21 protein-coding genes are annotated in these 21,717 nt (G+C 65.3%); 10 read left to right on the forward strand and 11 right to left on the reverse strand.

Annotation, left to right across the window (positions count from 1 at the left end):
• Positions 1 to 53: 53 nt before the first annotated feature.
• Positions 54 to 476, reverse strand: a complete 423-nt coding sequence (gene dksA / locus EEB11_RS02200) for an RNA polymerase-binding protein DksA (RefSeq protein WP_103333674.1) — start codon at positions 474 to 476, stop codon at positions 54 to 56.
• A 172-nt stretch (positions 477 to 648) separates the two neighbouring features.
• Here dksA and EEB11_RS02205 point away from each other — a divergent pair, with 172 nt between their 5' ends.
• The 8 genes from EEB11_RS02205 to EEB11_RS02235 all read left to right on the forward strand — a co-directional run bounded on the left by EEB11_RS02205 (position 649) and on the right by EEB11_RS02235 (position 6,836).
• Entirely contained in the window at positions 649 to 1,488 is an 840-nt protein-coding gene (locus EEB11_RS02205) for an AAA family ATPase (RefSeq protein WP_135428761.1), read from the forward strand.
• A 445-nt stretch (positions 1,489 to 1,933) separates the two neighbouring features.
• Positions 1,934 to 3,313, forward strand: coding sequence for a DUF2927 domain-containing protein (locus EEB11_RS02210; RefSeq protein ID WP_135428762.1), 1,380 nt, complete (start codon positions 1,934 to 1,936; stop codon positions 3,311 to 3,313).
• Between the two features lie 39 nt (positions 3,314 to 3,352).
• Positions 3,353 to 3,520 carry a hypothetical protein gene (locus tag EEB11_RS19470; protein WP_167852637.1) on the forward strand — a complete coding sequence of 56 codons (168 nt, stop codon included), beginning with the start codon at positions 3,353 to 3,355 and terminating at the stop codon, positions 3,518 to 3,520.
• A 26-nt stretch (positions 3,521 to 3,546) separates the two neighbouring features.
• Entirely contained in the window at positions 3,547 to 4,728 is a 1,182-nt protein-coding gene (locus tag EEB11_RS02215; RefSeq protein ID WP_135428763.1) for a vWA domain-containing protein, read from the forward strand.
• Entirely contained in the window at positions 4,725 to 5,078 is a 354-nt protein-coding gene (locus EEB11_RS02220) for a hypothetical protein (RefSeq protein WP_135428764.1), read from the forward strand. The genes EEB11_RS02215 and EEB11_RS02220 overlap by 4 nt, the downstream gene beginning before the upstream one ends.
• Positions 5,075 to 5,665 (forward strand): DedA family protein, encoded by a 591-nt coding sequence (locus EEB11_RS02225; RefSeq protein ID WP_135428765.1) that lies wholly within the window; start codon positions 5,075 to 5,077, stop codon positions 5,663 to 5,665. Before EEB11_RS02220 ends, EEB11_RS02225 begins: the two co-directional genes overlap by 4 nt.
• A gap of 39 nt (positions 5,666 to 5,704) precedes the next feature.
• A complete protein-coding gene (locus EEB11_RS02230) occupies positions 5,705 to 6,391 on the forward strand; it encodes a M48 family metallopeptidase (RefSeq protein ID WP_135428766.1) in 687 nt (228 codons plus the stop codon).
• Positions 6,392 to 6,488: 97 nt separating this feature from the next.
• The gene (locus EEB11_RS02235; RefSeq protein ID WP_135428767.1) at positions 6,489 to 6,836 is read left to right on the forward strand and encodes a hypothetical protein; all 348 of its coding nucleotides are present in this window, start codon (positions 6,489 to 6,491) and stop codon (positions 6,834 to 6,836) included.
• 54 nt (positions 6,837 to 6,890) lie between these two features.
• On the opposite strand, the gene EEB11_RS02240 is transcribed toward EEB11_RS02235, so the two are convergent.
• From EEB11_RS02240 to EEB11_RS02255, 4 genes are all read right to left on the reverse strand, one after another.
• A complete protein-coding gene (locus tag EEB11_RS02240; RefSeq protein ID WP_135428768.1) occupies positions 6,891 to 7,442 on the reverse strand; it encodes an RSP_2648 family PIN domain-containing protein in 552 nt (183 codons plus the stop codon).
• Positions 7,443 to 7,551: 109 nt separating this feature from the next.
• On the reverse strand, positions 7,552 to 8,793 hold the full coding sequence (locus EEB11_RS02245) for an RSP_2647 family RNA methyltransferase (protein ID WP_135428874.1): 1,242 nt from the start codon (positions 8,791 to 8,793) through the stop codon (positions 7,552 to 7,554).
• Between the two features lie 44 nt (positions 8,794 to 8,837).
• Positions 8,838 to 9,515: a DUF6778 family protein gene (locus EEB11_RS02250; protein WP_135428769.1), complete on the reverse strand. Its 678-nt coding sequence runs from the start codon at positions 9,513 to 9,515 to the stop codon at positions 8,838 to 8,840.
• Between the two features lie 149 nt (positions 9,516 to 9,664).
• Positions 9,665 to 10,294 (reverse strand): FMN-binding negative transcriptional regulator, encoded by a 630-nt coding sequence (locus tag EEB11_RS02255; protein WP_135428770.1) that lies wholly within the window; start codon positions 10,292 to 10,294, stop codon positions 9,665 to 9,667.
• A gap of 193 nt (positions 10,295 to 10,487) precedes the next feature.
• Between EEB11_RS02255 and edd the strand changes: the two genes are divergently transcribed.
• Both edd and EEB11_RS02265 read left to right on the forward strand, forming a co-directional pair.
• Positions 10,488 to 12,293: a phosphogluconate dehydratase gene (edd, locus tag EEB11_RS02260; RefSeq protein ID WP_135428771.1), complete on the forward strand. Its 1,806-nt coding sequence runs from the start codon at positions 10,488 to 10,490 to the stop codon at positions 12,291 to 12,293.
• A gap of 91 nt (positions 12,294 to 12,384) precedes the next feature.
• Positions 12,385 to 13,026, forward strand: a complete 642-nt coding sequence (locus EEB11_RS02265; RefSeq protein WP_135428772.1) for a bifunctional 4-hydroxy-2-oxoglutarate aldolase/2-dehydro-3-deoxy-phosphogluconate aldolase — start codon at positions 12,385 to 12,387, stop codon at positions 13,024 to 13,026.
• Positions 13,027 to 13,083: 57 nt separating this feature from the next.
• Here the strand turns inward: EEB11_RS02265 and EEB11_RS02270 are convergent, their stop codons facing one another.
• From EEB11_RS02270 to EEB11_RS02295, 6 genes are all read right to left on the reverse strand, one after another.
• Positions 13,084 to 14,766, reverse strand: coding sequence for an FAD/NAD(P)-binding protein (locus EEB11_RS02270; RefSeq protein ID WP_135428773.1), 1,683 nt, complete (start codon positions 14,764 to 14,766; stop codon positions 13,084 to 13,086).
• 270 nt (positions 14,767 to 15,036) lie between these two features.
• Positions 15,037 to 15,522, reverse strand: a complete 486-nt coding sequence (locus EEB11_RS02275; RefSeq protein WP_245298732.1) for a DUF2383 domain-containing protein — start codon at positions 15,520 to 15,522, stop codon at positions 15,037 to 15,039.
• A gap of 99 nt (positions 15,523 to 15,621) precedes the next feature.
• Complete coding sequence (glgX, locus tag EEB11_RS02280; protein WP_135428774.1) at positions 15,622 to 17,691, reverse strand: glycogen debranching protein GlgX; 2,070 nt, start codon at positions 17,689 to 17,691, stop codon at positions 15,622 to 15,624.
• The gene (locus EEB11_RS02285) at positions 17,691 to 18,938 is read right to left on the reverse strand and encodes a sugar phosphate nucleotidyltransferase (protein WP_245298733.1); all 1,248 of its coding nucleotides are present in this window, start codon (positions 18,936 to 18,938) and stop codon (positions 17,691 to 17,693) included. Before EEB11_RS02285 ends, glgX begins: the two co-directional genes overlap by 1 nt.
• A gap of 147 nt (positions 18,939 to 19,085) precedes the next feature.
• Entirely contained in the window at positions 19,086 to 20,864 is a 1,779-nt protein-coding gene (locus tag EEB11_RS02290; RefSeq protein WP_135428775.1) for an SLC13 family permease, read from the reverse strand.
• Positions 20,865 to 20,963: 99 nt separating this feature from the next.
• Positions 20,964 to 21,704, reverse strand: a complete 741-nt coding sequence (locus EEB11_RS02295; protein ID WP_135428776.1) for a YoaK family protein — start codon at positions 21,702 to 21,704, stop codon at positions 20,964 to 20,966.
• Positions 21,705 to 21,717 lie beyond the last annotated feature (13 nt).

Genomic DNA, 21,717 nt, shown 5'->3' on the forward strand with positions numbered 1-21,717 from the left:
CCGGCGTCATTCCTTCGTCGGCCCCAGACGGGCCGGCAAACTTTGCGACGGGCCTAATCCTCGCGGTGAACCTTTTCCCGACGCTCATGCTTTTCCTGCGCCTCCAGCGTCATTGTCGCAATTGGCCGCGCATCCAGCCGCTTCAGGCTGATCGGTTCGCCGGTCATCTCGCAATAGCCGAATTCGCCATTGTCGATCCGGCGCAGCGCGGCTTCGATCTTGGAAATCAGCTTGCGCTGGCGGTCGCGGGTGCGCAGTTCCAGCGCGCGGTCGGTTTCTTCCGATGCGCGGTCGGCCAGATCGGGCACGTTGCGCCCGCTTTCGGTCAGATTGCCCAAGGTTTCCGCGCTTTGATCCATCAGCTCCTGCTTCCAGGTCACCAGCTTGCGGCGGAAATACTCCAGCTGCCGGTCATTCATGAAAGGTTCGCTCTCGGCGGGACGATAATCATCCGGGAGGAAGGCTTCTGGCTTCATCGCAGCACTCTCCAGTTGGTCGGAACGCGGCGACAGGTGGGCTTCTGTCATGGCGCACTCCTGTTGGCGCAGCACCTAGCTCTTTTCGCGGCCGTTGTCACTAGCTGTTGCGAGATTTTGTGGTCACGGATAGCGTGCGCCACATCTCCCCGCAGCAATCCCCGGACGTGCAATGACCTTTTCCTCGACTGACCGCTATGTCGCCACCAAAGACCTGACCGTGGCGGTCAACGCCGCCGTCACCCTGCAACGCCCGCTGCTGGTAAAGGGTGAACCCGGCACCGGCAAGACCGAACTGGCCCGGCAGGTGGCAGAGTCGCTGGGGATGGAATTGATCGAATGGCATGTAAAATCAACGACAAAGGCCCAGCAAGGCCTTTATGAATACGATGCCGTCAGCCGGCTGCGCGACAGCCAGCTGGGCGACGCCCGCGTGCATGATGTGGCCAATTACATCCGCAAGGGAAAGTTGTGGCAAGCCTTCATCGCGCCCGCGCGGGTGGTGCTGCTGATCGACGAGGTGGACAAGGCCGATATCGAATTTCCGAACGATCTGTTGCAGGAACTCGACCGGATGGAGTTTCATGTCTACGAGACCGGCCAGACCGTGCGCGCCTTGCACCGGCCCGTGGTCATCATCACCTCGAACAATGAAAAGGAACTGCCCGACGCCTTTTTGCGCCGCTGCTTTTTCCACTACATCCGATTCCCCGATGTCGAAACCCTGCGCGCGATTGTGTCCCTGCACTTCCCGGATATCAAAGAGGCGCTGCTGACCACCGCCCTGATCCAGTTCTTTGAGATCCGCGACACGCCGGGGCTGAAGAAAAAGCCCTCGACCTCCGAAGTGCTGGACTGGCTCAAACTGCTGCTGGCCGAAGACCTGAGCGCGGAAGACCTGCGGCGTGATGCGAAATCCGCGCTGCCACGTCTGCACGGTGCGCTGTTGAAGACCGAACAGGATGTGCAGTTGTTCGAAAAGCTGGCCTTCATGGCGCGTGGCAATCGCTGAGCGCGGCACGCGGCGTGTATTTCCGAATCGGGTTGATTTGCGGGGGCTTAGCGCACCTTCTTCAGGCGACAGATCACCTTTGCCTCCGCCAGGATCACGGATATCCGGCAGATGAAACATACTGACACATCCCGTGCAACCTGCCGGGCAGATAGGGCGCCAAGGCCCCCGTTCAGCGCCATGGCTGGTACGGCGGGCGGGCGGCAGGGATCACAGGATTGACACCGCCCCGTCGCTTTGCCGACATAGGCCCCTGATCATCGGGTGCTGTCAGCGCCCTCAGGTTCCCGGTCCCGGCCATGCGCGCAAGCGCCAGACGGGAAAGGGCGGGGCTCGGGGGGGGCCCCGGACATGTTGCGGGTTTCGGCTGTCCGGTTCTGCCCGGATGGCCGGACCGGGTTGAAACCGGGGTTCTTGCCGTGCCCCCAATGCAAAGAGCTGCCTCATGCGCCTGTCCCCGCTGTTCGCAGCCCTCGCTGTCGCCTCCGCCCTTTTTGCCTGCGCACCTGCGCGCGAAACCGATGTCAGCAAGGCGGCGTTCGACCCGCCGCTGGCCCTGCCGGGCAACCTGCCCTTGCGCAGCTTTGCCCCGGCGCAAGCCACCGGGGCGTTGCGAAGCAATGCCGAAATGGCACAGGATTTTCTGGACCTGAATTTCCGCATGGAAAGTGGCCGCACCCTGCCGGTGCTGACCCGGTTCGAGGAGCCGATCACGGTGGCGCTGTCAGGCGACGTGCCCGCCACCGCGCGCAATGACCTGACCGGTCTGCTGGCCCGGCTGCGGGCCGAGGCGGGGCTGGATATCCGCCAGACCAACGCCCCCGCCGCCATCACCCTTGATTTTCAGCCCAAGGCCGCCCTGTCCCGCGCCGTACCCTCTGCCGCCTGTTTCGTGGTGCCCAATGTGACGGGGCTGGCGGATTACCGCAAGAAACGCGGCAGCGCCGCGGTGGACTGGGGCCAGCTGCCGCAGCGCACCCGGATTGCGGTCATGCTGCCGTCGGATTCCAGCCCGCAAGAGGTGCGCGATTGCCTGCACGAAGAACTGGCGCAGGCGTTGGGTCCGCTCAATGACCTGTTCCGCCTGCCCGACTCTGTGTTCAACGATGACAATTTTCACTCGGTCCTGACCGGGTTTGACATGCTGATGCTGCGGGTTCACTACGCCCCGGACCTGCGGTCGGGCATGACAGAGGCGCAGGTCGCCGCCCGCCTGCCCGCGATCCTTGCCCGTCTGAACCCCGCCGGACAAAACGTCGCGGGTGGTCCCAAACAAATCAGCCCGCGCGCCTTCCTTTCGGCAACCCAGACCGCCTTTGGCACAGGGGCCGGTGCAGGCGGGCGGGCCAGCGGTGCGGCCCGCATGCTGGCCATCGCCCGCGCCGAAGGCTGGACCGATGGCCGTCTGGCCTTCAGCCATTATGCCCATGGCCGCGCCCTGACCGCCCGCGACAGTGCCGCCGCGACCGAAGCATATTCTCAGGCCGCGCAGATCTGGCGGGCGCAACCCGGCGGCCAGATCCATGCCGCCCATGTCGACATGCAGCTGGCGGCCTTTGCGCTGTCATCGGGGCAGAATGACGCCGTGCTGTTCCTGACCGCCCGCGCCATCCCCGTCGCCCGCAGCCACCAGAATGCATCCCTGTTGTCGTCGCTGCTGGCAATGCGGGCCGAAGCGCTGACCACGCTGGGCCGCGCGGCCGAGGCGCGGTCGGCGCGTCTCGACAGTCTGGCTTGGGCGCGCTATGCGTTCGGCTCAGAGGCGCAGGTGCGGGCCCGGATGTCGGATATCGCGGCACTGGCCCGGCGCGGCGGACGGGGCTAAGGCGGAACCGCCCCCCGCACAGCAGGCAAGGGGAAGCGGATGATCGTTCTGGCTGGTTTGGTCCTTGGGGCCATCTTCGGGGCCTATACTGCCCGCAAACGCGGCGGCAACCGGCTGGATATGGCACAATACGCCGCAGGCTATGCCATCGCGCTGATGCTGCTGGGCCTGTTCGTGACCATCTTCATCGAGCGCGTGCTGGCCTGATGCCCGGCGCGCGGAAAGGCTGAGCGATGTTCCTGCCGTTCTTCGACTGCCTTCGAAAAACCGGCGTGCCGGTATCCTTGCGCGAATATCTGGCCTTTCTGGAAGGCATGGCCGCCGGGCTTGCCACCTATGATGCCGACGCCTTCTATTACCTGGCCCGCACCGCAATGGTGAAGGATGAACGCCACATAGACCGGTTCGACCGCGCCTTTGCGACAAGCTTTCAGGGGCTGGAGGCGATCACGCCCGAACAGGTTCTGGACGCCATCGACCTGCCCGCCGACTGGTTGGCGCGACTTGCCGAGCGTCACCTGACGGCTGAGGAACGCGCGGAAATTCAAGCGCTTGGCGGCTTTGACGCGCTGATGGAGACGCTGAAGGCGCGGCTGGCAGAGCAAAAGGGCCGCCATCAGGGCGGCAACAAGTGGATCGGCACCGCCGGCACCAGCCCCTTCGGTGCCTATGGCTACAACCCCGAAGGGGTCCGCATCGGGCAGGACCGGTCGCGCCACCAGCGCGCGGTCAAGGTCTGGGACAAGCGCGAATTCCGCAATCTGGATGACCAGGCCGAGCTTGGCACCCGCACCATCAAGATCGCCCTGCGCAGCTTGCGCCGCTGGGCCCGCGATGGCGCGGCGCAGGAATTTGACCTGGACCGAACGATCCAGTCGACCGCGCGCAGCGGGTTTCTCGATGTGCAGACCCGGCCAGAGCGGCGCAATGCGGTCAAGGTGCTGATCTTCTTCGACATCGGCGGCAGCATGGACCCCTACGTGCGGGTGATGGAAGAGCTGTTCTCTGCCGCCCGCAGCGAATTCAAGCACCTTGTGCCGTTCTACTTCCACAATTGCCTGTACGAAGGTGTGTGGCAAGACAATGCCCGCCGCTGGGATGCACAGACGCCCACAGCCGAGGTGTTGCGCAGCTATGGCTCCGATTACCGCTGCATTTTTGTCGGCGACGCCGCCATGTCGCCCTACGAAATCCTGCACCCCGGCGGGGCCAATGAACACTGGAACCCGGAATCCGGTCAGGTCTGGCTGGAACGCGCCTGCGCCCAATGGCCGCATCACCTGTGGATCAACCCAGTGCCCGAGGCGCATTGGCAGTACACCCAATCCACCCGACTGATCTCCGGCATTTTTCAGGGCCGCATGGTGCCGATGACGATTGAGGGCCTGACCCGCGGCATCAGGCAGATCCGATGACCCTGCTGCGCCGCCATCCGGTTCTGGCCACCCTGTTCGTGCTGGCCCTGATCCTCACGCTGGTCTTTGCCGGGCGGTTTGTGGCGCAGGTGGTGTACTGGTCCGACCCCGCCCGGCAGGAACAAGAGGTCGAGGGCTGGATGACCCTGCGCTACATTGCCCGAAGCTGGCAGCTGCCGCCGCGCGATCTGTATGAGGCGGCAGGGCTGCCCGGTCCGACGCGGGGCCAGCCGATGACGCTGGAGCAACTGGCCGTAGACCGGGGCATGCCGCTGGACGCCCTGATCGCCGAGGTCGAGGCCGGTATCGACCGTCTGACCGCCGCGCGCGACGGGGCCCACGCACCGTGACCGACTGGATGCTCTCTGCCGTGCCGACCTATGGGCCATGGCTGGTGGCGCTTGTCACCTTTCTGTCCTGTGTCGGCGTGCCTGTCCCTGCGTCGATGCTGATGCTGGCCGCCGGGGGCTTTGCCGCCGCCGATGATCTGGATGTCTGGCAGGTGGCACTCGCCGCGCTGCTGGGCGCAGGGCTTGGCGACCAGACCGCCTATTGGGTGGCGCGCAAGGGCGGGGCGCCTTTTGTTGACCGCATCGCCACCGGGGCCCGTGCGCCGCTTCTTGCCCGCGCCCGCGCCCTTGTTGCTTCGCGTGGCACCATCGCGGTGTTCCTCAGCCGCTGGCTGGTCAGCCCGCTGGCCCCCTACGCCAGCCTGATCACCGGGGCAAGCCGCATGGGGTGGCTGCCCTTTACCACCGCCGCTGTCGCGGGTGAGGTGGTCTGGGTTGGCGTCTATGTCGGTGCGGGCTACACCTTTGGCGACAATCTGGAAGCGGCCACCGAATTTGCCGGATCCATCCTTGGCTTTCTGGCCGCCGGCGCCATTGCGGCGGGTCTGGGCTGGTGGCTCTGGACGCTTGCAAAACGCGGGGATTGACCCTTTCCCTTTGCCCCCTTCCGCCCCATATTCCGTACCATGATAAAGTTCCTGCCCATCCTCCTTGCCATCGGTTACGCGCTGCTGATGTGGCGGTTTTCCGTATGGCGCACGGCAAAGATGCTCGACGAACAGAGCCAGCCGCTGACCGACCCCGCCATCACCCGTTTGGCCGACCGGATGGCACGGGCGCTTGAGATCCCGACGATCAAGGTCAATGTCTTCGAGATTGACGCCGTCAACGGCCTTGCCGCCCCTGATGGCCGCATTTTCCTGACCCGTGGGTTCCTCAACCGCAAGGCGCGCGGCGAGGTCAGCGCCGAAGAACTGGCCTCGGTGATCGCGCATGAACTGGGCCATGTGGCCCTTGGCCACACCCGCCGCCGGATGATTGATTTCACCGGGCAGAATGCGGTGTTCATCATGCTGTCGGCCCTGTTGAACCGCTTCATCCCGTTCCTTGGCGTCTGGATCGCCAACCTGATCTCCACCGCGCTGATGGCCCGCATGTCGCGCCGTGACGAGTTCGAGGCCGATGCCTATGCCTCGGCGCTGCTGGTCAAGGCGGGCATCGGAACCGCGCCGCAGAAATCGCTGTTCCGCAAACTGCAGGCGCTGACCAACAACGCAGGCGCAGGCGTGCCCGCCTGGCTGCTCAGCCACCCCAAGACCGACGACCGCATCAAGGCCATCGAAGCCGCCGAAATCCGTTGGCAAGCCCGCTAGCTGCAGCGGGCAAGCCCGCTAGCTTTGGCGGTTTTACGGAACCAGCCCTGCGTCCCGCACGTTCCCCCTATGTAATGACACATATACAGGAGGCATCATGTCCGCCCCCCAGACAAACATCGACAAACAAAAACGCCGTCACCGTGGCCCGCTGCTTGGCATGATCGTGGTGGTGATCGCCGTGGGCATCGGCTTCGTGTGGTGGCTGGGGTATGAGGCTGCCGAGAGCGATCCGGTGCAGGGCGACCAGACCCAGATCGACGGCCGCACCGGCGAACAGGTCCCCCCCGGGTCTGCAGCGGACACGCCTGACCCTACGGTCGTGCGGCGTGAAGAGCAGTCGTCCCCCGGAGTACCGGCCCAGAATGTCGACCCGCAGACCCCGGCCGATATCCCGGCGGTTGACCCGATCGAGCCGGAAACATCCACGCCGTCCACCTACTAAGGCGCGCGGCGCGGCGGATATCCGTTCAGATATCACAGGCGCGGCAGACCGGTTTCAGCGGGTTACCGCGTACAGCGCTTTGGCCAGCCGGTTCAGCCGCGACCGCTTCAACAGCGATTTGCGGCTGAATGCCTGACCCGCCAACCGGCAGGCGGTGGCATGCACATCCGCCACCACCTGCGACACGGTGTCCGGGTTGCGCGACCACAGCTCCCACAGGAACCCATCCGGATCGCGGCGGTCCACCCCCTCTTCCGCCAGCAGATGGCGCGGGAAATCCATGGCATTGAAGGTGACGATGCAATCGGCCGATCCGCCGATCGCCACTGCCAGCACATGCACATCATCAGGGTCGGGCAGCATCAGCCGCGCCTCGATATCGGGCCGTTCCCGCAGCATCGCCTCTGGGAATTTCGCCCGCAGCAGCGCCGCCTCGCCTTCGGCAATCATCTGTTGGGCCGGACCCAGCTTGGCTGTCGCTCGCACCCATTCGCGCAGGATGCGTTCCGACACCAAGGGATCATACAGCCCGGCCGCCGCACAGCCCAACAGGATCTCGCGCAGCACCGTGGGATAGATCACGCAGGCATCCAGAACCGCCCTCATGCCGGACGCTCATCGCGCAGGATCGCATTTGCCCGAAGGTGTAGGGCGGGGTTCACCCCGCCATGCCATGACCTGCCGCAAGCGAGGGGAGCCTGCCTCCGGCCAGACATCAGCCATCCAGCCGGAAGGTCAGCGCCTTCAGATAGCCCGATTCCGCCAGTTGCGGCAGCATCGGGTGGTCCGGCCCGGCAAACCCGGTGTGGATCAGCTGCGCGCGGCGCCCGCCACGCCCGATGCCGCGCCCCGAAGCGTTGCGGAACGACGCCAGATCAGCGGCATGTGAACAGGAACACAGCACCAGATAGCCGCCCGGGGCCACCAGCGGGGCCGCCAGCCGCGCCACCCGTTCATAGGCGCGCAACCCCGCCTCCAGCGCAGGTTTTGCTGGCGCAAACGATGGCGGGTCGCAGATCACCAGATCAAACTGCGCGCCCTCGGTGCCCAAAGCCTCCAGCACGTCAAAGGCATCGCCCTGACGTGTGGCAAAGCGCGCCTCTACCCTCATCGCCGCAGCGCCTTGCGCGGCCAGAGCCAGCGCCGGGGCCGACCCATCAACCGCCAGCGCACTTTCTGCCCCCGCCGCCAGACAGGCCAACCCAAAGCCGCCGACATGGGAAAACAGGTCCAGCACCCGCGCGCCCTTTGCCAGCCGCGCGGTAAAGGCGTGGTTGGGGCGCTGGTCATAGAACAGCCCGGTTTTCTGCCCGCCGACCAGATCCGCCATATACAGCGCGCCGTTCATCGGCACCGTCACCGGCCCGTCAACCGCGCCGCGCACCACGGCCACCTCTTCAACCAGCCCCTCAAGGCTGCGCGACCGGCCCGATCCGTTCTTTACGACCGATGCCACACCCGTCACCGCCACCAAGGCCGCGACAAGCACATCCAGATGCGCCTCGGCCCAGGCCGCATTCGGCTGCACCACCGCCACATCGCCGAACCGGTCGATCACCACGCCGGGCAGGCCATCGGCCTCGGCATGCACCAGCCGGTAGAACGGCGCGTCGAACAGCCGGGCCCGCATATCCAGCGCGCGGGCAATCCGCGCCTCGAACCACGCCTGATCGATCACCGCCTCGGGGTCGCGGTCCAGCATCCGGCAGATGATCTTGGATTTCGGGTTGACCGTGACCAGCCCCAAGGGCCGCCGTTCGCCATCCTCCAGCACCGCAAGCTGGCCGGGGGCAAGCCCCTGGGTGCGCCGGTCGGTCACCAGTTCATCGGCATAGACCCAAGGGAAGCCATGCCGGATCGCCCGGGCCTCGGCCTTGGGTTTCAGCCGCACCACGGGCTGGCTGCGGGCGGTGTGGATATCGGAGTCGGGGGCGTCATGCGCGAAGGGAGGGGTCATCATCCCCTCCCCTTACCGCAAACGCCCGGCTTGGGAAATGCCCCTCAGCGCAAGGTAACCACACTGAGCTGCGTCTGCGCGCGGCTGAGCAGCATCGGGTCCGTCACCCGGGCCGACAGCTCTGAGCGGATCGCATCCGCCAACCGCTCCACCACCACCACCCGCTGGGTGCGCCCCGCCAGTTCCTCGGCCACCGCCTGCTTGCCGCCAGCGGCGCGTGCATCCGCCGCCACCACACGTGGCCCGTCGATCACCGCGCCGGTTTGCGCATCGCGCACCGTCAGCGTGAAGCGCATCGAATGGGTGCCGCCGACCGTGTAGCGGGTTTTCTCCGTCACCGAATGGAACCGCGTCACCTCGACATCCACCACCACCCTGCGGCCCGAGGTCATCGTGCCGGTGCCCCGGTCCATCGCCTCGCGGAAGATCGCCGCCACCTGGGCATGACGGTTGCCCATCGGCTCGCCGCGCCAGACGATGTCGGCCACCGGGTAGAACATATTGGCTTCCGAAACGTTCAGGCTGCCCGGCACCGCGATGCGGGTTTCCGTCACATCATATTGCGCCATCAGCACCGGCCGGACATCGCGCAAACCCGTGTCAGGCCCCTGCGTCGCCAGCGTCATCTGCGACCTGTCCGAGCGCATCACATCCGGCCCGCCGCCTGCGCAGGCCGACAGACCCGTCACGACAGCCAGCATCGGCAAAAGAAGCGTCTTCATCACCAAACCCTCCGGGGGAGGTCTTCCCCTGAAAGACCAGATATACCGGCCAAAAATGGCACGATTGCGCGCGAATGCGTGCAAAAGCGGGGTATTGTGGTGGCGGATGGGTAAGCGGTCGCCCAACCCGGACACAAAGCGAAAGGCCCCTACCGGTCCCTGTCAGCCCGGGCTTCCATCCGGTCAGCCATCTCCGCATGCCCTGACGCCCTCAGCCCCTCGACGGTCCCAAGATAATCCATGGCCTCTCTGTTCTGGCTCAGCTTCGATTTTGCCAGAATCCGGCTGACGGCGATCCGGAACGCAACAATCCCATCAAGCATCGCGGTCATGTAATCGGCGGGCGCATCCGCCATCCGCCACGCCTGCGCGCCGTTCAACCGGCGTTCGTGATGCCGCGTCAGCAACCCCACTGCGGCGCGCTTTGCATGATCGTCATGCTGGAACATGATGGTGCCATAGACATGAACAACCTCGTAATTCCATGTCGGCACATGCCGGTGATGCTCCTGTTTCGTCGGATAAAAGTTGGGAGAGACATAGGCATCGTCGCGGCGGAACACCGACAGCACCTCCTGCCCCTCCGCGATCAGGCGGTGCATGTCATTGGCAAGGGCGACATGTCCGACAAGATCACCCTTGGGGGTTTTCAGAAGCGGCAGATGATTGGCAACAAGCCCGAAACCCGTATGGGCAACCACGCAGGCAAGGGGGGCATCCTCCAGCAGACCAGCAATCGACTCACCGCTGACCTCGGCGAAATGGGGGGGAATATACATGGCTGGCCGTGCCCCGTCTGTGATCCTGCCCGAACCATAGGCTGCGCGCCTTTCCATGGCAACGACAGCCCTGTGCCCGTCACAATCCGCCCGTTCCAACCGATCCGGACCTCGCTTCTTTCCCTCACCCTTGTTAGCGCTAACAAATTCTGCTATGCTCACCACATCGCCAGCCCCAACCCAAAGGCCCGCCATGACCATGCACCCAACTATCGCCCGCGTCACCGACCGTATCCGCGAGCGCAGCCATGGGCCAAGGGCAGGCTATCTGCGCCAGATGGCCGCTGCCGTCGCCGCTGGCCCCGCGCGCAGCCACCTGACCTGTGGCAATCAGGCCCATGCCTATGCCGCGATGGAGCAGGACAAGGAAACGCTTGCCACCACCCGCGCGCCCAATATCGGCATCGTCACCGCCTACAACGACATGCTCTCGGCCCACCAGCCGTTCGAGCGTTACCCCGACCTGATCCGCACCGCCGCCCGCGCCGCCGGGGCCACCGCGCAGGTCGCAGGCGGGGTGCCCGCCATGTGCGATGGCGTGACCCAAGGCCAACCGGGGATGGAGCTGTCGCTGTTCTCACGCGACGTGATCGCGCTGGCCGCAGGAGTGGCGCTGTCGCACAACACCTTCGACTCCGCCCTCTATCTCGGCGTCTGCGACAAGATCGTCCCCGGCCTGATCATCGCCGCCGCCGCCTTCGGGCATATCCCGGCCGTGTTCGTGCCCGCCGGGCCAATGACCTCTGGCATCCCGAACGACCAGAAATCCGCCGTCCGCAACGCCTATGCCGAAGGCAAGGCCACGCGCGACGAGCTGATGGCGGCCGAGATGGCCAGCTATCACGGCGCGGGAACCTGCACCTTTTACGGCACGGCCAACACCAACCAGATGCTGATGGAATTCATGGGGATGCACCTGCCCGGCTCCAGCTTCATCAACCCCGGCACGCCCTTGCGCGACGCGCTGACCACCGCAGCCGTCCAACGCGCGGCGCAGATCACCGCGCTTGGCAACGATTTCCGCCCGGCGGGCGAGATCCTGGACGAGCGGGCTTACGTCAACGGCCTTGTCGGCCTGATGGCCACCGGCGGCTCCACCAACCTTGTGCTGCATTTGCCCGCCATGGCGCGGGCGTCGGGGGTGATCCTTGACCTTCAGGATTTTGCCGACCTGTCCGATGTGGTGCCCTTGATGGCCAAGGTCTACCCCAACGGCCTGGCCGACGTAAACCACTTCCACGCCGCCGGGGGCCTGCAATTCCTGATCAACCAGCTGCTCGATGCGGGCCTGCTGCACGCCGATGCCAAGACCGTCGCGGGCGAAGGGCTGGAGGCGTACCGTCAGGAACCCACCCTGAAAGACGGCAAACTCGGCTGGCAGGACGGCCCGCGCGACTCGCTCAACGAAAAAATCGTGCGCCCCGCATCTAACCCCTTTGCCGCCACCGGCGGGCTGAAGCAACTTTCGGGCAACCTCGGGCGCGGCGTGATCAAGGTTTCCGCCGTCGCACCCGAACGGCACATCGTGCAGGCCCCGGTCCGCATCTTCCACACCCAGGACGCGGTCAAAAACGCGTTCAAGGCCGGCGAGTTCACCTCTGACACCATCGTCGTGGTCCGCTTTCAGGGCCCCAGCGCCAATGGCATGCCCGAGCTGCACTCGCTTACCCCCACCCTGATGGTGCTGCAGGATCGCGGGCTCAACGTGGCGCTGGTCACCGATGGCCGCATGTCCGGGGCCAGCGGCAAAGTTCCCGCCGCCATCCACGTCTCGCCCGAAGCGGCCAAGGGCGGCCCCCTCGCCCGCCTGCGCGACGGCGACATTGTCCGCCTTGACGCCGTGGCAGGCACCCTCACCGTGCTGGCGGATGATTTCGACAGCCGCCCCGCCATCACCGTCGATCTCTCGGCCAACAGCCATGGCATCGGACGCGAGTTGTTCAACGTCTTCCGCCAGACCGTCGGCACCGCCGACACGGGCGCCGGCGTGGTGATCTAACGCACGCCCCCCTTGTTCCATCATCTGTTCTTAAATATCCCCGCCGGAGGCTCCGCCATTTCCGCCTCCCTGCCGCCAAAGGACTGACCCCATGACCCCCGCCGAACAATCCGCCCGCGCGCTTGACGTGTGCCGCCTTGCCCCCGTCGTTCCCGTTCTGGTGATCGACGATCTGGCGCATGCAAAGCCGCTCGCACAGGCCCTCGTCGCCGGTGGCCTGCCCGCGCTCGAAGTCACGCTGCGCACCCCTTGCGCGCTTGATGCGATCCGCGCCATGTCGGAAGTGCCCGGTGGTGTGGTGGGGGCGGGCACGCTTCTGACCCGCGCCGACGTGAAGGCCGCCAAAGAGGCCGGGGCCACCTTTGGCGTCTCTCCGGGGGCCACCGACGCGCTGCTTGATGCCTGCGCCGAATTTGATCTGCCGCTGTTGCCCGGTGCCGTCACCGCGTCAGAAGTCATGCGGCTTCTGGAAAAGGGCTACACCGTCCAGAAATTCTTCCCCGCCGAACAATCCGGGGGTGCTGCCTTCCTGAAATCCATCGGAGCGCCGATTCCGCAGGTCAGCTTCTGCCCCACGGGGGGCATCAGCCTGAAAAACGCGGCCGATTACCTGTCGCTGAAGAACATCCTTTGCGTCGGGGGATCGTGGGTCGCCCCGAAAGAGGCGATGGCAAAGGGTGACTGGGCCACCGTCACCACCCTCGCTGTTGAGGCCTGCGCCTTGCGCAACTAAGGTCACGCCCGCGCGCGGGCGGCGCGGGCGTCAATTTTTCGTATTGAATTTACGGCCTTATGCAGCCCAGCTCCATCGGTCGGTCCGCCGTTTGCGGCGCGCCGCGCGCGGCACCTCGGCCCGCAGGTCCTCGGCCAGAGCTTCGGCAATCGCCGCCCCGATTTCGGCCGAGGCGGTGATGCCCTGCACGAACGGCCGGTCGTGCATCAGGTAGGGCAAGGCCGCCAGCACCAGCCGCCCCTCGAACCCCGGAACCCCGGTCAGCGCAAAGCCAGCGTCCAGGTCCGGCACCTCCTGCCCCGCCTCCAGCAGCGCCCGGCGCAGCCCGGCAAAGGGCATGTCCTGTGCCGCCATGGGGCGCTGGCCGCGCGCGTCGATGAAGACGTCAAAGTGCAACTGCCGCGTCTGCGCAGCATCCTCTTTTGACTGAGCCAGAGTGATCACAGTCTGCTGATCGCCGGCCTGAAGATCGCCGATTTGCAAATCATAGTCATCCCCCAGCCCCTCCACCCCCAGCACGCCCGCATCACGCAGAGCCAGCAGGCGGCGGATCGATTCCGGCGGCACGGCGGCGTAATTGTCGATGAACACGCGCTTCAGCCCCGCATCAAACCGGGCGCGGTCTGGGTCGGGCAGGCTGGCCACCACCTCTTCAACCTGCTCATGCATGCGCAAGATCGCATAGCGCCAACCCACCGTGACCTTGTTGGCCTTGTTCGCCTCGACCTCGCGCAGGTTCTCGCGCGCCCAGCCAAAGGGGTCGCGCGCCATCCGGTCGGCGAAATAGGCCTGCGCAAAATCATCCGCTGTCAGTGTCTCCAGCCCGATCTGCATGGCATAGTCCGGGTCCGCCCCCGCAATTTCGGCGCGGAACAGATCAAACACCGCATCCAGCGGCTGTGGCCCGGCCAAAGCCCGCGCCAGCGCGCTGTCGGTCATCACCCGCAACGGCGCGTAGGGTATGGGGCAGTAGAAATCCGCCTCGGGCAGCACCCCGCTGCGCGACATCAGGGTGATCCGCAGACCATTGCCGTCCCCCGGCGCGTCATGGCGTTCATAGGTCAGGTCTTCCCCCTGCCCTGTGCGACGGAACCGCCCATGCTGCGTTGCCACCGCCATCGCCGCGTCGATCCCGCTCAGCGAGGTGCCAAGGATGCCAACGCGCACCGCCGGGATATCGGTCTGGATCAACCCGGACCACGGGTTGAGGAAATAGCGCCCGCTGCCCGGATCATCCTCGCCAAAGCTGTGGCCGGAGGCGACGATCACATGGTCAAACACACCCTCGTCGGGCGAAACCCCATCCACCACCAGCCGCAACCCGCCCGTGTCCGCAAGAATATCCGTCACCTCGACCTCGGTCCGCACCTCCACCGCATGGCCCGCCGCCTGCGCCAGACCGATCAGCTGTTGAAACTGCGCATGGAAGTAGCTGCCCAGCATCAGCCGGGGTGTGAACAGCCGTTCATCCAGATCGGCACGCGCCAGGCCGAACCGCTCCAACGCCGCATCGGGTTGCGCCTGCATCCAGTCCAGATAGCCGGTAACCAGCGGCGGAATTTCGATGCTGGCGATATTGGCCAGCATCGCCTTGGTCGCCGACTCAAGCGAATAGGGCGTGCCCACCCCAATGGTATCGCCTTTTTCATACAAGGTGATCCGGCAGGCCGGCCCCGCCACCAGCCCGGCAAAGGTATAAAGCCCGGTTGGACCGGTTCCCACAATCGCAACTGATCTCATGCTGTCTGTCTCCTGACCAGCGAACGCTTCGGTGCTGTCACAAACGCGCATCAAAGCCCGCAGGTTCCGCAGTCTCCGTGTAGGGCATGCGCAGCACATCCCAGACGAGACATGCAAAAAAACTGCGCCGGGGGAAAGACTTCCCCCGGCGCAGGACCACTCATGAAATACCAAACGGGAAATCAGACAACTTGTTAACTATCGGTGCGTGGAACAGCCCCGCACCGAATGCCGTGAACCTGAGGCGACGCAGGCAAGGCCGCGCGGCCGTCAGTCCAGATGCCGCGTGTCTTGCAACAGCAGCGTCAGCTCATCGCGCATGTCGCGCAGTTGGGTTACATCCGCCGGGGGCATGCCCGATGCGCCGATGGCCTCGTCAAAGGCTTCCAGCACATGGTTTTCGCCGTCGCGGATGCTGTCCATCACATCCTCGTCAATGTCATCGAACAGGGCACGCAACGACACCACAGCCTTGTTCACCGTGCCCATGAAGCTGCCATCGGCATCGGGTTCGACCCCGTGCCGGATCAGTACGGCGGTCAACGCCGCATTATGGCGGTCGTGAATGGCGCGAAAGCGTTCGGCCACCGGGCGGAACTCCGGCTCGGCCTTGTCAACCATGGTCACATAGCCTGCCAGCGCATCTGCCGTCCGGCGTTGCAGCACCAGCAGCGCATCGGCGGCATCCGGGGCGGCTTCGGGCGAATCGCCCGCTTCGGTATCAAGCATCATCGCGGCGGTTGTCGGGGTCAGCATGGAAACTCCTTTCACGCGGTTGCGAGGGGTCTGTCTGGCCGCCTTGCGCAGCCTCACGGGTATAACGCCGTTCACCCGGCTACGGTTCCGGCCCAACTTTCAGCTTTGCACAAACACCAGCACAGACTGCCCCGGGACAATCACTTGCCCCGATACCGGACCATCGCCCGCACCATCCGGCACCACCGCCTCGGCCGCAGAGTCCAGCCGCAGGGTCCAGTCACCTTCGGGTAAGGCAAAACCGCTGTCATCGCCTGCATTCAGCAGCACCAGCACATCGGCCCGCTCCGCCCGGCGCAAAAGCAGGCCCAGCGGACCTTCGTGCTCCCAGTCACCATCGGTCATTTCGCGACCTTCGGCCTGCAGCCAGACCGCTTCATCGGCCATGCCGTCGCCATCCCCCGCTCCCACGGCAAAGCGTCGCCGGGCCAGACCCAGATCGGCGCGCAGGGCGATCATCTGCCCAACCGCCTGCACCAGCCCGGGCTTCGCCTCGGCCCAATTGAGCCAGGCAATCTCGTTGTCCTGACAATAGGCGTTGTTGTTGCCCTGCTGGGAATGACCCATCTCGTCGCCCGCCAATATCATCGGCACGCCTTGCGACATCAGAAGGGTCGCCAGCATTGCCTTTGCGCGGCGCAAGCGGCCATGGGTGATGCCGGGGTCATCGGTCGGCCCTTCGGCCCCCATGTTGTGCGACAGGTTGTTGTCATGGCCATCGGCATTGCCCTCGCCATTGGCGTCATTGTGCTTGCCGTCATACGATAGCGTGTCCCACAGGGTGAACCCGTCATGCGCCGCGATGAAGTTGATCGAAGATGTGGCAGGCCGCCGCGAATGGTGGAACTGCACCGGCGACCCCAGCAGGCGCTGCGCCAGATCGCCGCGCTTGCCCGCATCGCGCCGCCAATAGCTGCGCAGATCATCGCGCGCCTTGTCGTTCCATTCCCGGAACGGCCACGGAAAGCCGCCCACCTGATACCCGCCCTCGCCGATATCCCAAGGCTCGGCGATCAGCTTCACGCGACTCAGCACCGGGTCCTGACGGATCGCGGCAAAGAACGCGCCTTCGCGCTCGAACCCCGCGCTTTCGCGCCCCAAGGTCGACGCAAGATCAAAGCGAAAGCCATCCACATGCATGACCTGGACCCAATAGCGCAAGCTGTCCAACACCATGCGCAGCACCATCGGATGCGACACGTTCAGCGTGTTGCCGCAGCCGGTGGTATCGAAACTGTGTCGCGGGTTTTCCGGTGACAGCAGGTAATAGGACGCATTGTCGATCCCCCGGAACGACAGGGTGGGCCCCATTTCATTGCCCTCGGCGGTATGGTTGTAGACCACATCCAGCAGCACCTCGATTCCGGCATCGTGGAACCGCCGGATCGCATCCTTGATTTCCGACAGCTTGCCGGTCTTGAGGTACGGCGCATTGGGCGCAAAGAACGACAGCGAGTTGTAACCCCAGTAATTCGACAAGCCGTTTTCCAGCAGATGCCGGTCCTGCACAAAGGACTGCACCGGCAACAATTCAATCGCCGTGATCCCCAAGGCCTTCAGATGGTCGATCACCGGGGCGGAGGCCAGCCCGGCAAACGTGCCCTGATCGGCCTGCACCACCCCGTCATGGCGCATGGTCAGCCCTTTGACATGCGCTTCATAGATCACCGTCCTGTCCCATGGGGTCTGCAAGGCCCGGTCCGCCGACCAGTCATAGGCCGGGTCCACCACCAGCGCGCGCGGCATGAACGGGGCGGAATCGCGCTCGTCAAACCCGGTATCCTCGCCGCCCACCGGATAGCCGAACAGCGCATCATCCCACTGCAGCGGCCCGGTCAGCTGCCGCGCATAGGGGTCCAGCAGCAGCTTGTTGGCGTTGAAGCGGTGCCCCGCTTCCGGGGCATAGGCCCCGTGCGCACGGTAGCCATAGGCCTGCCCCGGTGCCAGCCCGGGCACAAAGCCAAACCAGACCCCGCCCTCCATGTCGGGCATGTCCATGCGGGCGGTTTCGGTCTGGCCATCGGGACCATACAGGCACAGCTCCACCCGCTCGGCATGGTCGGAAAACAGCGCGAAATTGACACCCTCACCGTTGTGTTCCGCCCCAAGGGCATCAGGATGGCCTGCGTCCCGGTCAAAGGCCACATCCTGCATTACGGCTTTCAGCATCACGACACCATCTGTTGGAAAAATTTCAACCGCCCGGGGCGGGCCGTGCGGGGCATGCGTGCGGCCCGGCGCGACAGCATCTGGGTTGTCACCAGCGTGGTGCCCCCCGGTGTCACCCGGAACCAGCGCGCATCTTCCACCGGGTCTTCGCCCACCACCAGCCCTTCGGGCAGCGTCACACCCGGCGCGATCAGCGCCCGTGTCAAGCGGCAGCCCGGCGACAGCCGCGCGCCCTCCATCAGCACCGATTGCTCGATCACGCCCCAACCGGATTTGCCGGCCGGGCTGTGCAGTGGCGCAAACAGCCGAAGCCCCCCCACCGTAGTCGACATGCCAAAGCGCGACAGCACCGGATCGAGATCGGCCAGATCGGGCGATGGCAGGGCGCAGGGCACCTGACCCGACTCAAACAGCAGCGCAGTCTCGCGCAAGCTGTCCAGCGTGCCCACATCGCGCCAGAACGCGGGCCGCCCGCGCTCGGTGTCCCAGATCCAAGCAAAGGCATCACCCGCCGCCACCGCCTGCGGCAGGATGTCATGGCCGAAATCATGGCCGCTGTCTTCCCGTTGCGCGTCGCGCGTCAGCACATCGCGCAGCCAGTGCCAGTCGCAGATATAAATGCCCATGCTGGCCAGTGCGTGATCGGGGTCACCCGGCAGGGTCGGCGGATCCGCAGGCTTTTCCACGAAATCCCGGATCTGCCCACCCGCATTTGCCGTGATCACGCCAAAGCCGCGCGCCGCATCGCACGGCACCGGCTGCGCCGCCACGGTGATCCGCGCGCCCGAGGCGCGATGCGCCGCGATCAGCGGGCGATAGTCCATTTCATACACATGATCCGCCGACAGGATCAGCACCTCACGCGCGCCCAGCGCATCGAGTTCGGCCCGGTTCTTCCACACCGCATCCGCCGTACCCGTATACCCCAACGGCGAGTCGGGCAGGTCAGACCCCCGCCGCAACCGCAGCGCCCCTTCGCCCAACCGCCCGGACCAGGCGGCCTGCACATAGTCTTCCAGCGGCCCGGCCCGATACTCGCTGGCCAGGATCACGCAGTGCAGCCCCGACCGCGCGATGTTTTCAAAGGTGAAATCGACAATCCGCCGCCGCCGCGCAAAGGGCAGCGCCGGTTTACAGGTCCGCTCGGTTAACTCATGGAGCCGCGAGCCGCGCCCCCCGGCGAGAACGATTGCCACCAGATCGGCAGAACCATCGTCATGCGTCGCGTCAGTCACCATGCGGGCCATTGTGCGGGTCTCCGGAAACAGGGACAGGTGCCGTGTCAGCACCAATGTCGGTCAACTGTGTGAAGTTACACACCAACGCCGCAATCGCCGGTTCGGTTTCATGAATTCTGCGCGCCTGGGCAGATTTTGCGCCGGGGTACCGCCGGTTTACAACGGCCAGAACCACAGGATCGCCGGCATCCCCACCACGATCACGATCGCCTCCAGCGGCAGTCCCATCCGCCAGTAATCCGAAAACCGGTAGCTTCCCGGCCCCATGACGATGGTGTTGTTCTGATGCCCGATCGGGGTCAGAAACGCACAGGACGCCGCAATCGCCACCCCCATCAGATAGGAATCGGCATTGGTCCCCGTCGCTTCCGCAAGCCTGATGCCCACCGGGGCCGCCAGAATGGCGGTGGCGTTGTTGTTCAGCACGTCCGAGATGAACATCGTCGACACCATCAGCACCAAAAGTCCCACCCAGGCTGGCAGCCCCGATGTCGCCGCCGCCAGCGCCCCCGCAATCAGCCCCGACGCGCCGGTGCTGTCCATCGCCATCCCAAGCGGGATCAGCGAGGCGAGCAGGATGATCACCGGCCAGTCGATGTGATCATACAGATCCTCGACCCCCAGCACCTTGACCAGCACGTAGCCGATCACCACCGCCCCCAGCGCCACCGGCATGGTCACCAGCCCCAGGCTGACCGCCGCAATCGCGGCGACAAACATCAGCACCGCCCACACCGCGCGCTTTTCCATCGTCACCGTCTCGCGCCGGCTCAGCGGCAGCAGGCGCAGCGCGTCGGCAATCGCCTCTGCCTCCGTCTCGGGGATCAGCACCAGCAGGATATCGCCCGCCAGAATCTTGGTGTCGCGCAGCTTGTCATGCAGGGTGCGGTCGCGCCGCAGAATACCCAGCAGAACCGAGTCGTGATCCACCGCCAGCCGCGCCTGCCGCGCCGTGCGCCCCACAATGCGCGACGCATTGGTCACGACGAATTCCACCATCACCTCACCGGCCAACGCGATCCGGGGGGCATCTGCCGACAGGCCATCCGGGTAAGCCAGCTGCATCTCGACCCGAACCTCTTCCAGCAGGGTCGGGTTCGCCTCGACCAGCAGAATATCGCCGAGTTCCAGCACAATGCTGGCGGGCGCGCCGTAGACCCGCCGCCCGCGGCGCTTGACGGCAATCAGGCTGGCCCCCAGCTTTTCGCACGCGGCGCGCAGTTCGGCCTTGGTCTGGCCGATCGTCTTTGCCGCCTCTGGTACCACCAGTTCGGCCACATAATCGCGCATCCGCGCTGCGGCATCCTCGGCCGCAGTGCCGTCATGACGCTGCGGCACCAGCCGCCAGCCGACGAAGGCCACGAACAATAGCCCCGCCACCGCCACGATCCCGCCCGCATAGGCGAAATCGAAGAAGCCAAAGCCTGTGCCTGTCGTCTCGGCGCGAAAGCTCGAAATGATCAGGTTCGGCGGCGTGCCGATCAGCGTGATCATCCCGCCCAGGATGGTGGCAAAGGCCAGCGCCATCAGCGTCAGCCCCGCCCCCCGCCCGGCTTTGCGCGCGGTCGCCACATCAACGGGCATCAGCAGCGCAAGCGCTGTCACGTTGTTCATCACCGCCGACAACAGCGCCCCCACCGCCCCCAACCGCAAGACATGCATCGACACCGGAAGATCCGGGTCCGACAGCACCCGGGCCAGTGCATTGATCGCCCCCGTCCGGATCAACCCAGCTGACACCACCAGCACCAATGCCACCGTCACCACCGCCGGATGCGCAAAGCCCGAAAACGCCTCGTCCACCGGCACCACGCCGATCAGAACGCCCACGATCAGCCCGGCAAAGGCCACGATATCATGCCGCCACCGCCCCCAGATCATCAGCACGACGAGCGCCGCAAACAGCGCAAACAACAAAATCTGGGGTTGGGTCACTTGGGGGGATGCTCCTTGGTTTAACCACGTAACGCGGCTGAGGATCAGCGGTTCCGGCCCCCCGATCATCGGCCCAGATATTGGCCTCGGGCCATCAGATCAGCGTTTGTGCTGCAACAGGGCAGGCACGCTGATCGCCAGAAGGATCAGTGCAAGCGGCATCGAGAAGAAGAACCCGATCTGGCCATATCCCAGCGCACCGATCACCCCTCCGCCCAGAAAGGCACCCACCAGCCGCAGCAGGATCCGCAGCTTGACACCGTCCACCCGCACGCCAAGTCCGGGCCGCACCAGCCAAAGACAGGCGCGCCCGGCTTCTATCCCGATATCGGTGATCATGCCGGTTGCATGCGTCGTGCGGATGCGCGCGCCCGAGATCTTGGTGATCGTCGCATTCTGCATCCCCATGATGAAACACAGGCAGGCCAGTGCGAACAGCCGGCCTGCCTCGCTGGTCAGGGTGCCGCCAAAGGCAAAGCAGAACAGAAACATCCCCTGCACCGCCAGGGGCCAGGCAAACTGCAGCCGGATCGCGGCCGCGCGGGCCAGATGGATCAGCACCGTGCTCAGGCCCGCACCGGCGACAAAAGCCGTGATGGCCAGAGCGCTGACAAAGACAATCCGCAGGTTCAGGGTCACCAGATTGTCGGCCAGTTGCGACAGATATCCGGTCATATGCGATGTGTATTGCCCCAACGCGAAAAATCCGCCCGCATTCGCGGCCCCGGCGATTCCCGCCAGAACCGTCGCCAGCACAAGATCATTCCCGGCCGAGCGCCGATGCGTCACAATGGCCCGCGCCAGACGTAGAGGATGCAGAATGCGGCGTCTGGTTTTCATCGCATATCCGACT

Origin of the sequence: Pseudotabrizicola sediminis (assembly GCF_004745575.1) — a bacterium.
Lineage (GTDB): Bacteria > Pseudomonadota > Alphaproteobacteria > Rhodobacterales > Rhodobacteraceae > Pseudotabrizicola > Pseudotabrizicola sediminis.

Excerpts from the sequence above, each read along its gene's own strand:
- EEB11_RS02205 (WP_135428761.1), top strand. The coding sequence starts at position 649 with ATGACCTTTTCCTCGACTGACCGCTATGTCGCCACCAAAGACCTGACC.
- EEB11_RS02285 (WP_245298733.1), bottom strand. The coding sequence starts at position 18,938 with ATGGCCCGCATGGTGACTGACGCGACGCATGACGATGGTTCTGCCGAT.
- EEB11_RS02250 (WP_135428769.1), bottom strand. The coding sequence starts at position 9,515 with ATGAAGACGCTTCTTTTGCCGATGCTGGCTGTCGTGACGGGTCTGTCG.
- EEB11_RS02255 (WP_135428770.1), bottom strand. The coding sequence starts at position 10,294 with ATGTATATTCCCCCCCATTTCGCCGAGGTCAGCGGTGAGTCGATTGCT.
- EEB11_RS02220 (WP_135428764.1), top strand. The coding sequence starts at position 4,725 with ATGACCCTGCTGCGCCGCCATCCGGTTCTGGCCACCCTGTTCGTGCTG.
- EEB11_RS02235 (WP_135428767.1), top strand. The coding sequence starts at position 6,489 with ATGTCCGCCCCCCAGACAAACATCGACAAACAAAAACGCCGTCACCGT.
- EEB11_RS02230 (WP_135428766.1), top strand. The coding sequence starts at position 5,705 with ATGATAAAGTTCCTGCCCATCCTCCTTGCCATCGGTTACGCGCTGCTG.
- EEB11_RS02270 (WP_135428773.1), bottom strand. The coding sequence starts at position 14,766 with ATGAGATCAGTTGCGATTGTGGGAACCGGTCCAACCGGGCTTTATACC.
- edd (WP_135428771.1), top strand. The coding sequence starts at position 10,488 with ATGACCATGCACCCAACTATCGCCCGCGTCACCGACCGTATCCGCGAG.
- EEB11_RS19470 (WP_167852637.1), top strand. The coding sequence starts at position 3,353 with ATGATCGTTCTGGCTGGTTTGGTCCTTGGGGCCATCTTCGGGGCCTAT.
- EEB11_RS02275 (WP_245298732.1), bottom strand. The coding sequence starts at position 15,522 with ATGCTGACCCCGACAACCGCCGCGATGATGCTTGATACCGAAGCGGGC.
- glgX (WP_135428774.1), bottom strand. The coding sequence starts at position 17,691 with ATGCTGAAAGCCGTAATGCAGGATGTGGCCTTTGACCGGGACGCAGGC.
- EEB11_RS02240 (WP_135428768.1), bottom strand. The coding sequence starts at position 7,442 with ATGAGGGCGGTTCTGGATGCCTGCGTGATCTATCCCACGGTGCTGCGC.
- EEB11_RS02210 (WP_135428762.1), top strand. The coding sequence starts at position 1,934 with ATGCGCCTGTCCCCGCTGTTCGCAGCCCTCGCTGTCGCCTCCGCCCTT.
- EEB11_RS02295 (WP_135428776.1), bottom strand. The coding sequence starts at position 21,704 with ATGAAAACCAGACGCCGCATTCTGCATCCTCTACGTCTGGCGCGGGCC.
- EEB11_RS02245 (WP_135428874.1), bottom strand. The coding sequence starts at position 8,793 with ATGACCCCTCCCTTCGCGCATGACGCCCCCGACTCCGATATCCACACC.
- EEB11_RS02265 (WP_135428772.1), top strand. The coding sequence starts at position 12,385 with ATGACCCCCGCCGAACAATCCGCCCGCGCGCTTGACGTGTGCCGCCTT.
- EEB11_RS02215 (WP_135428763.1), top strand. The coding sequence starts at position 3,547 with ATGTTCCTGCCGTTCTTCGACTGCCTTCGAAAAACCGGCGTGCCGGTA.
- dksA (WP_103333674.1), bottom strand. The coding sequence starts at position 476 with ATGAAGCCAGAAGCCTTCCTCCCGGATGATTATCGTCCCGCCGAGAGC.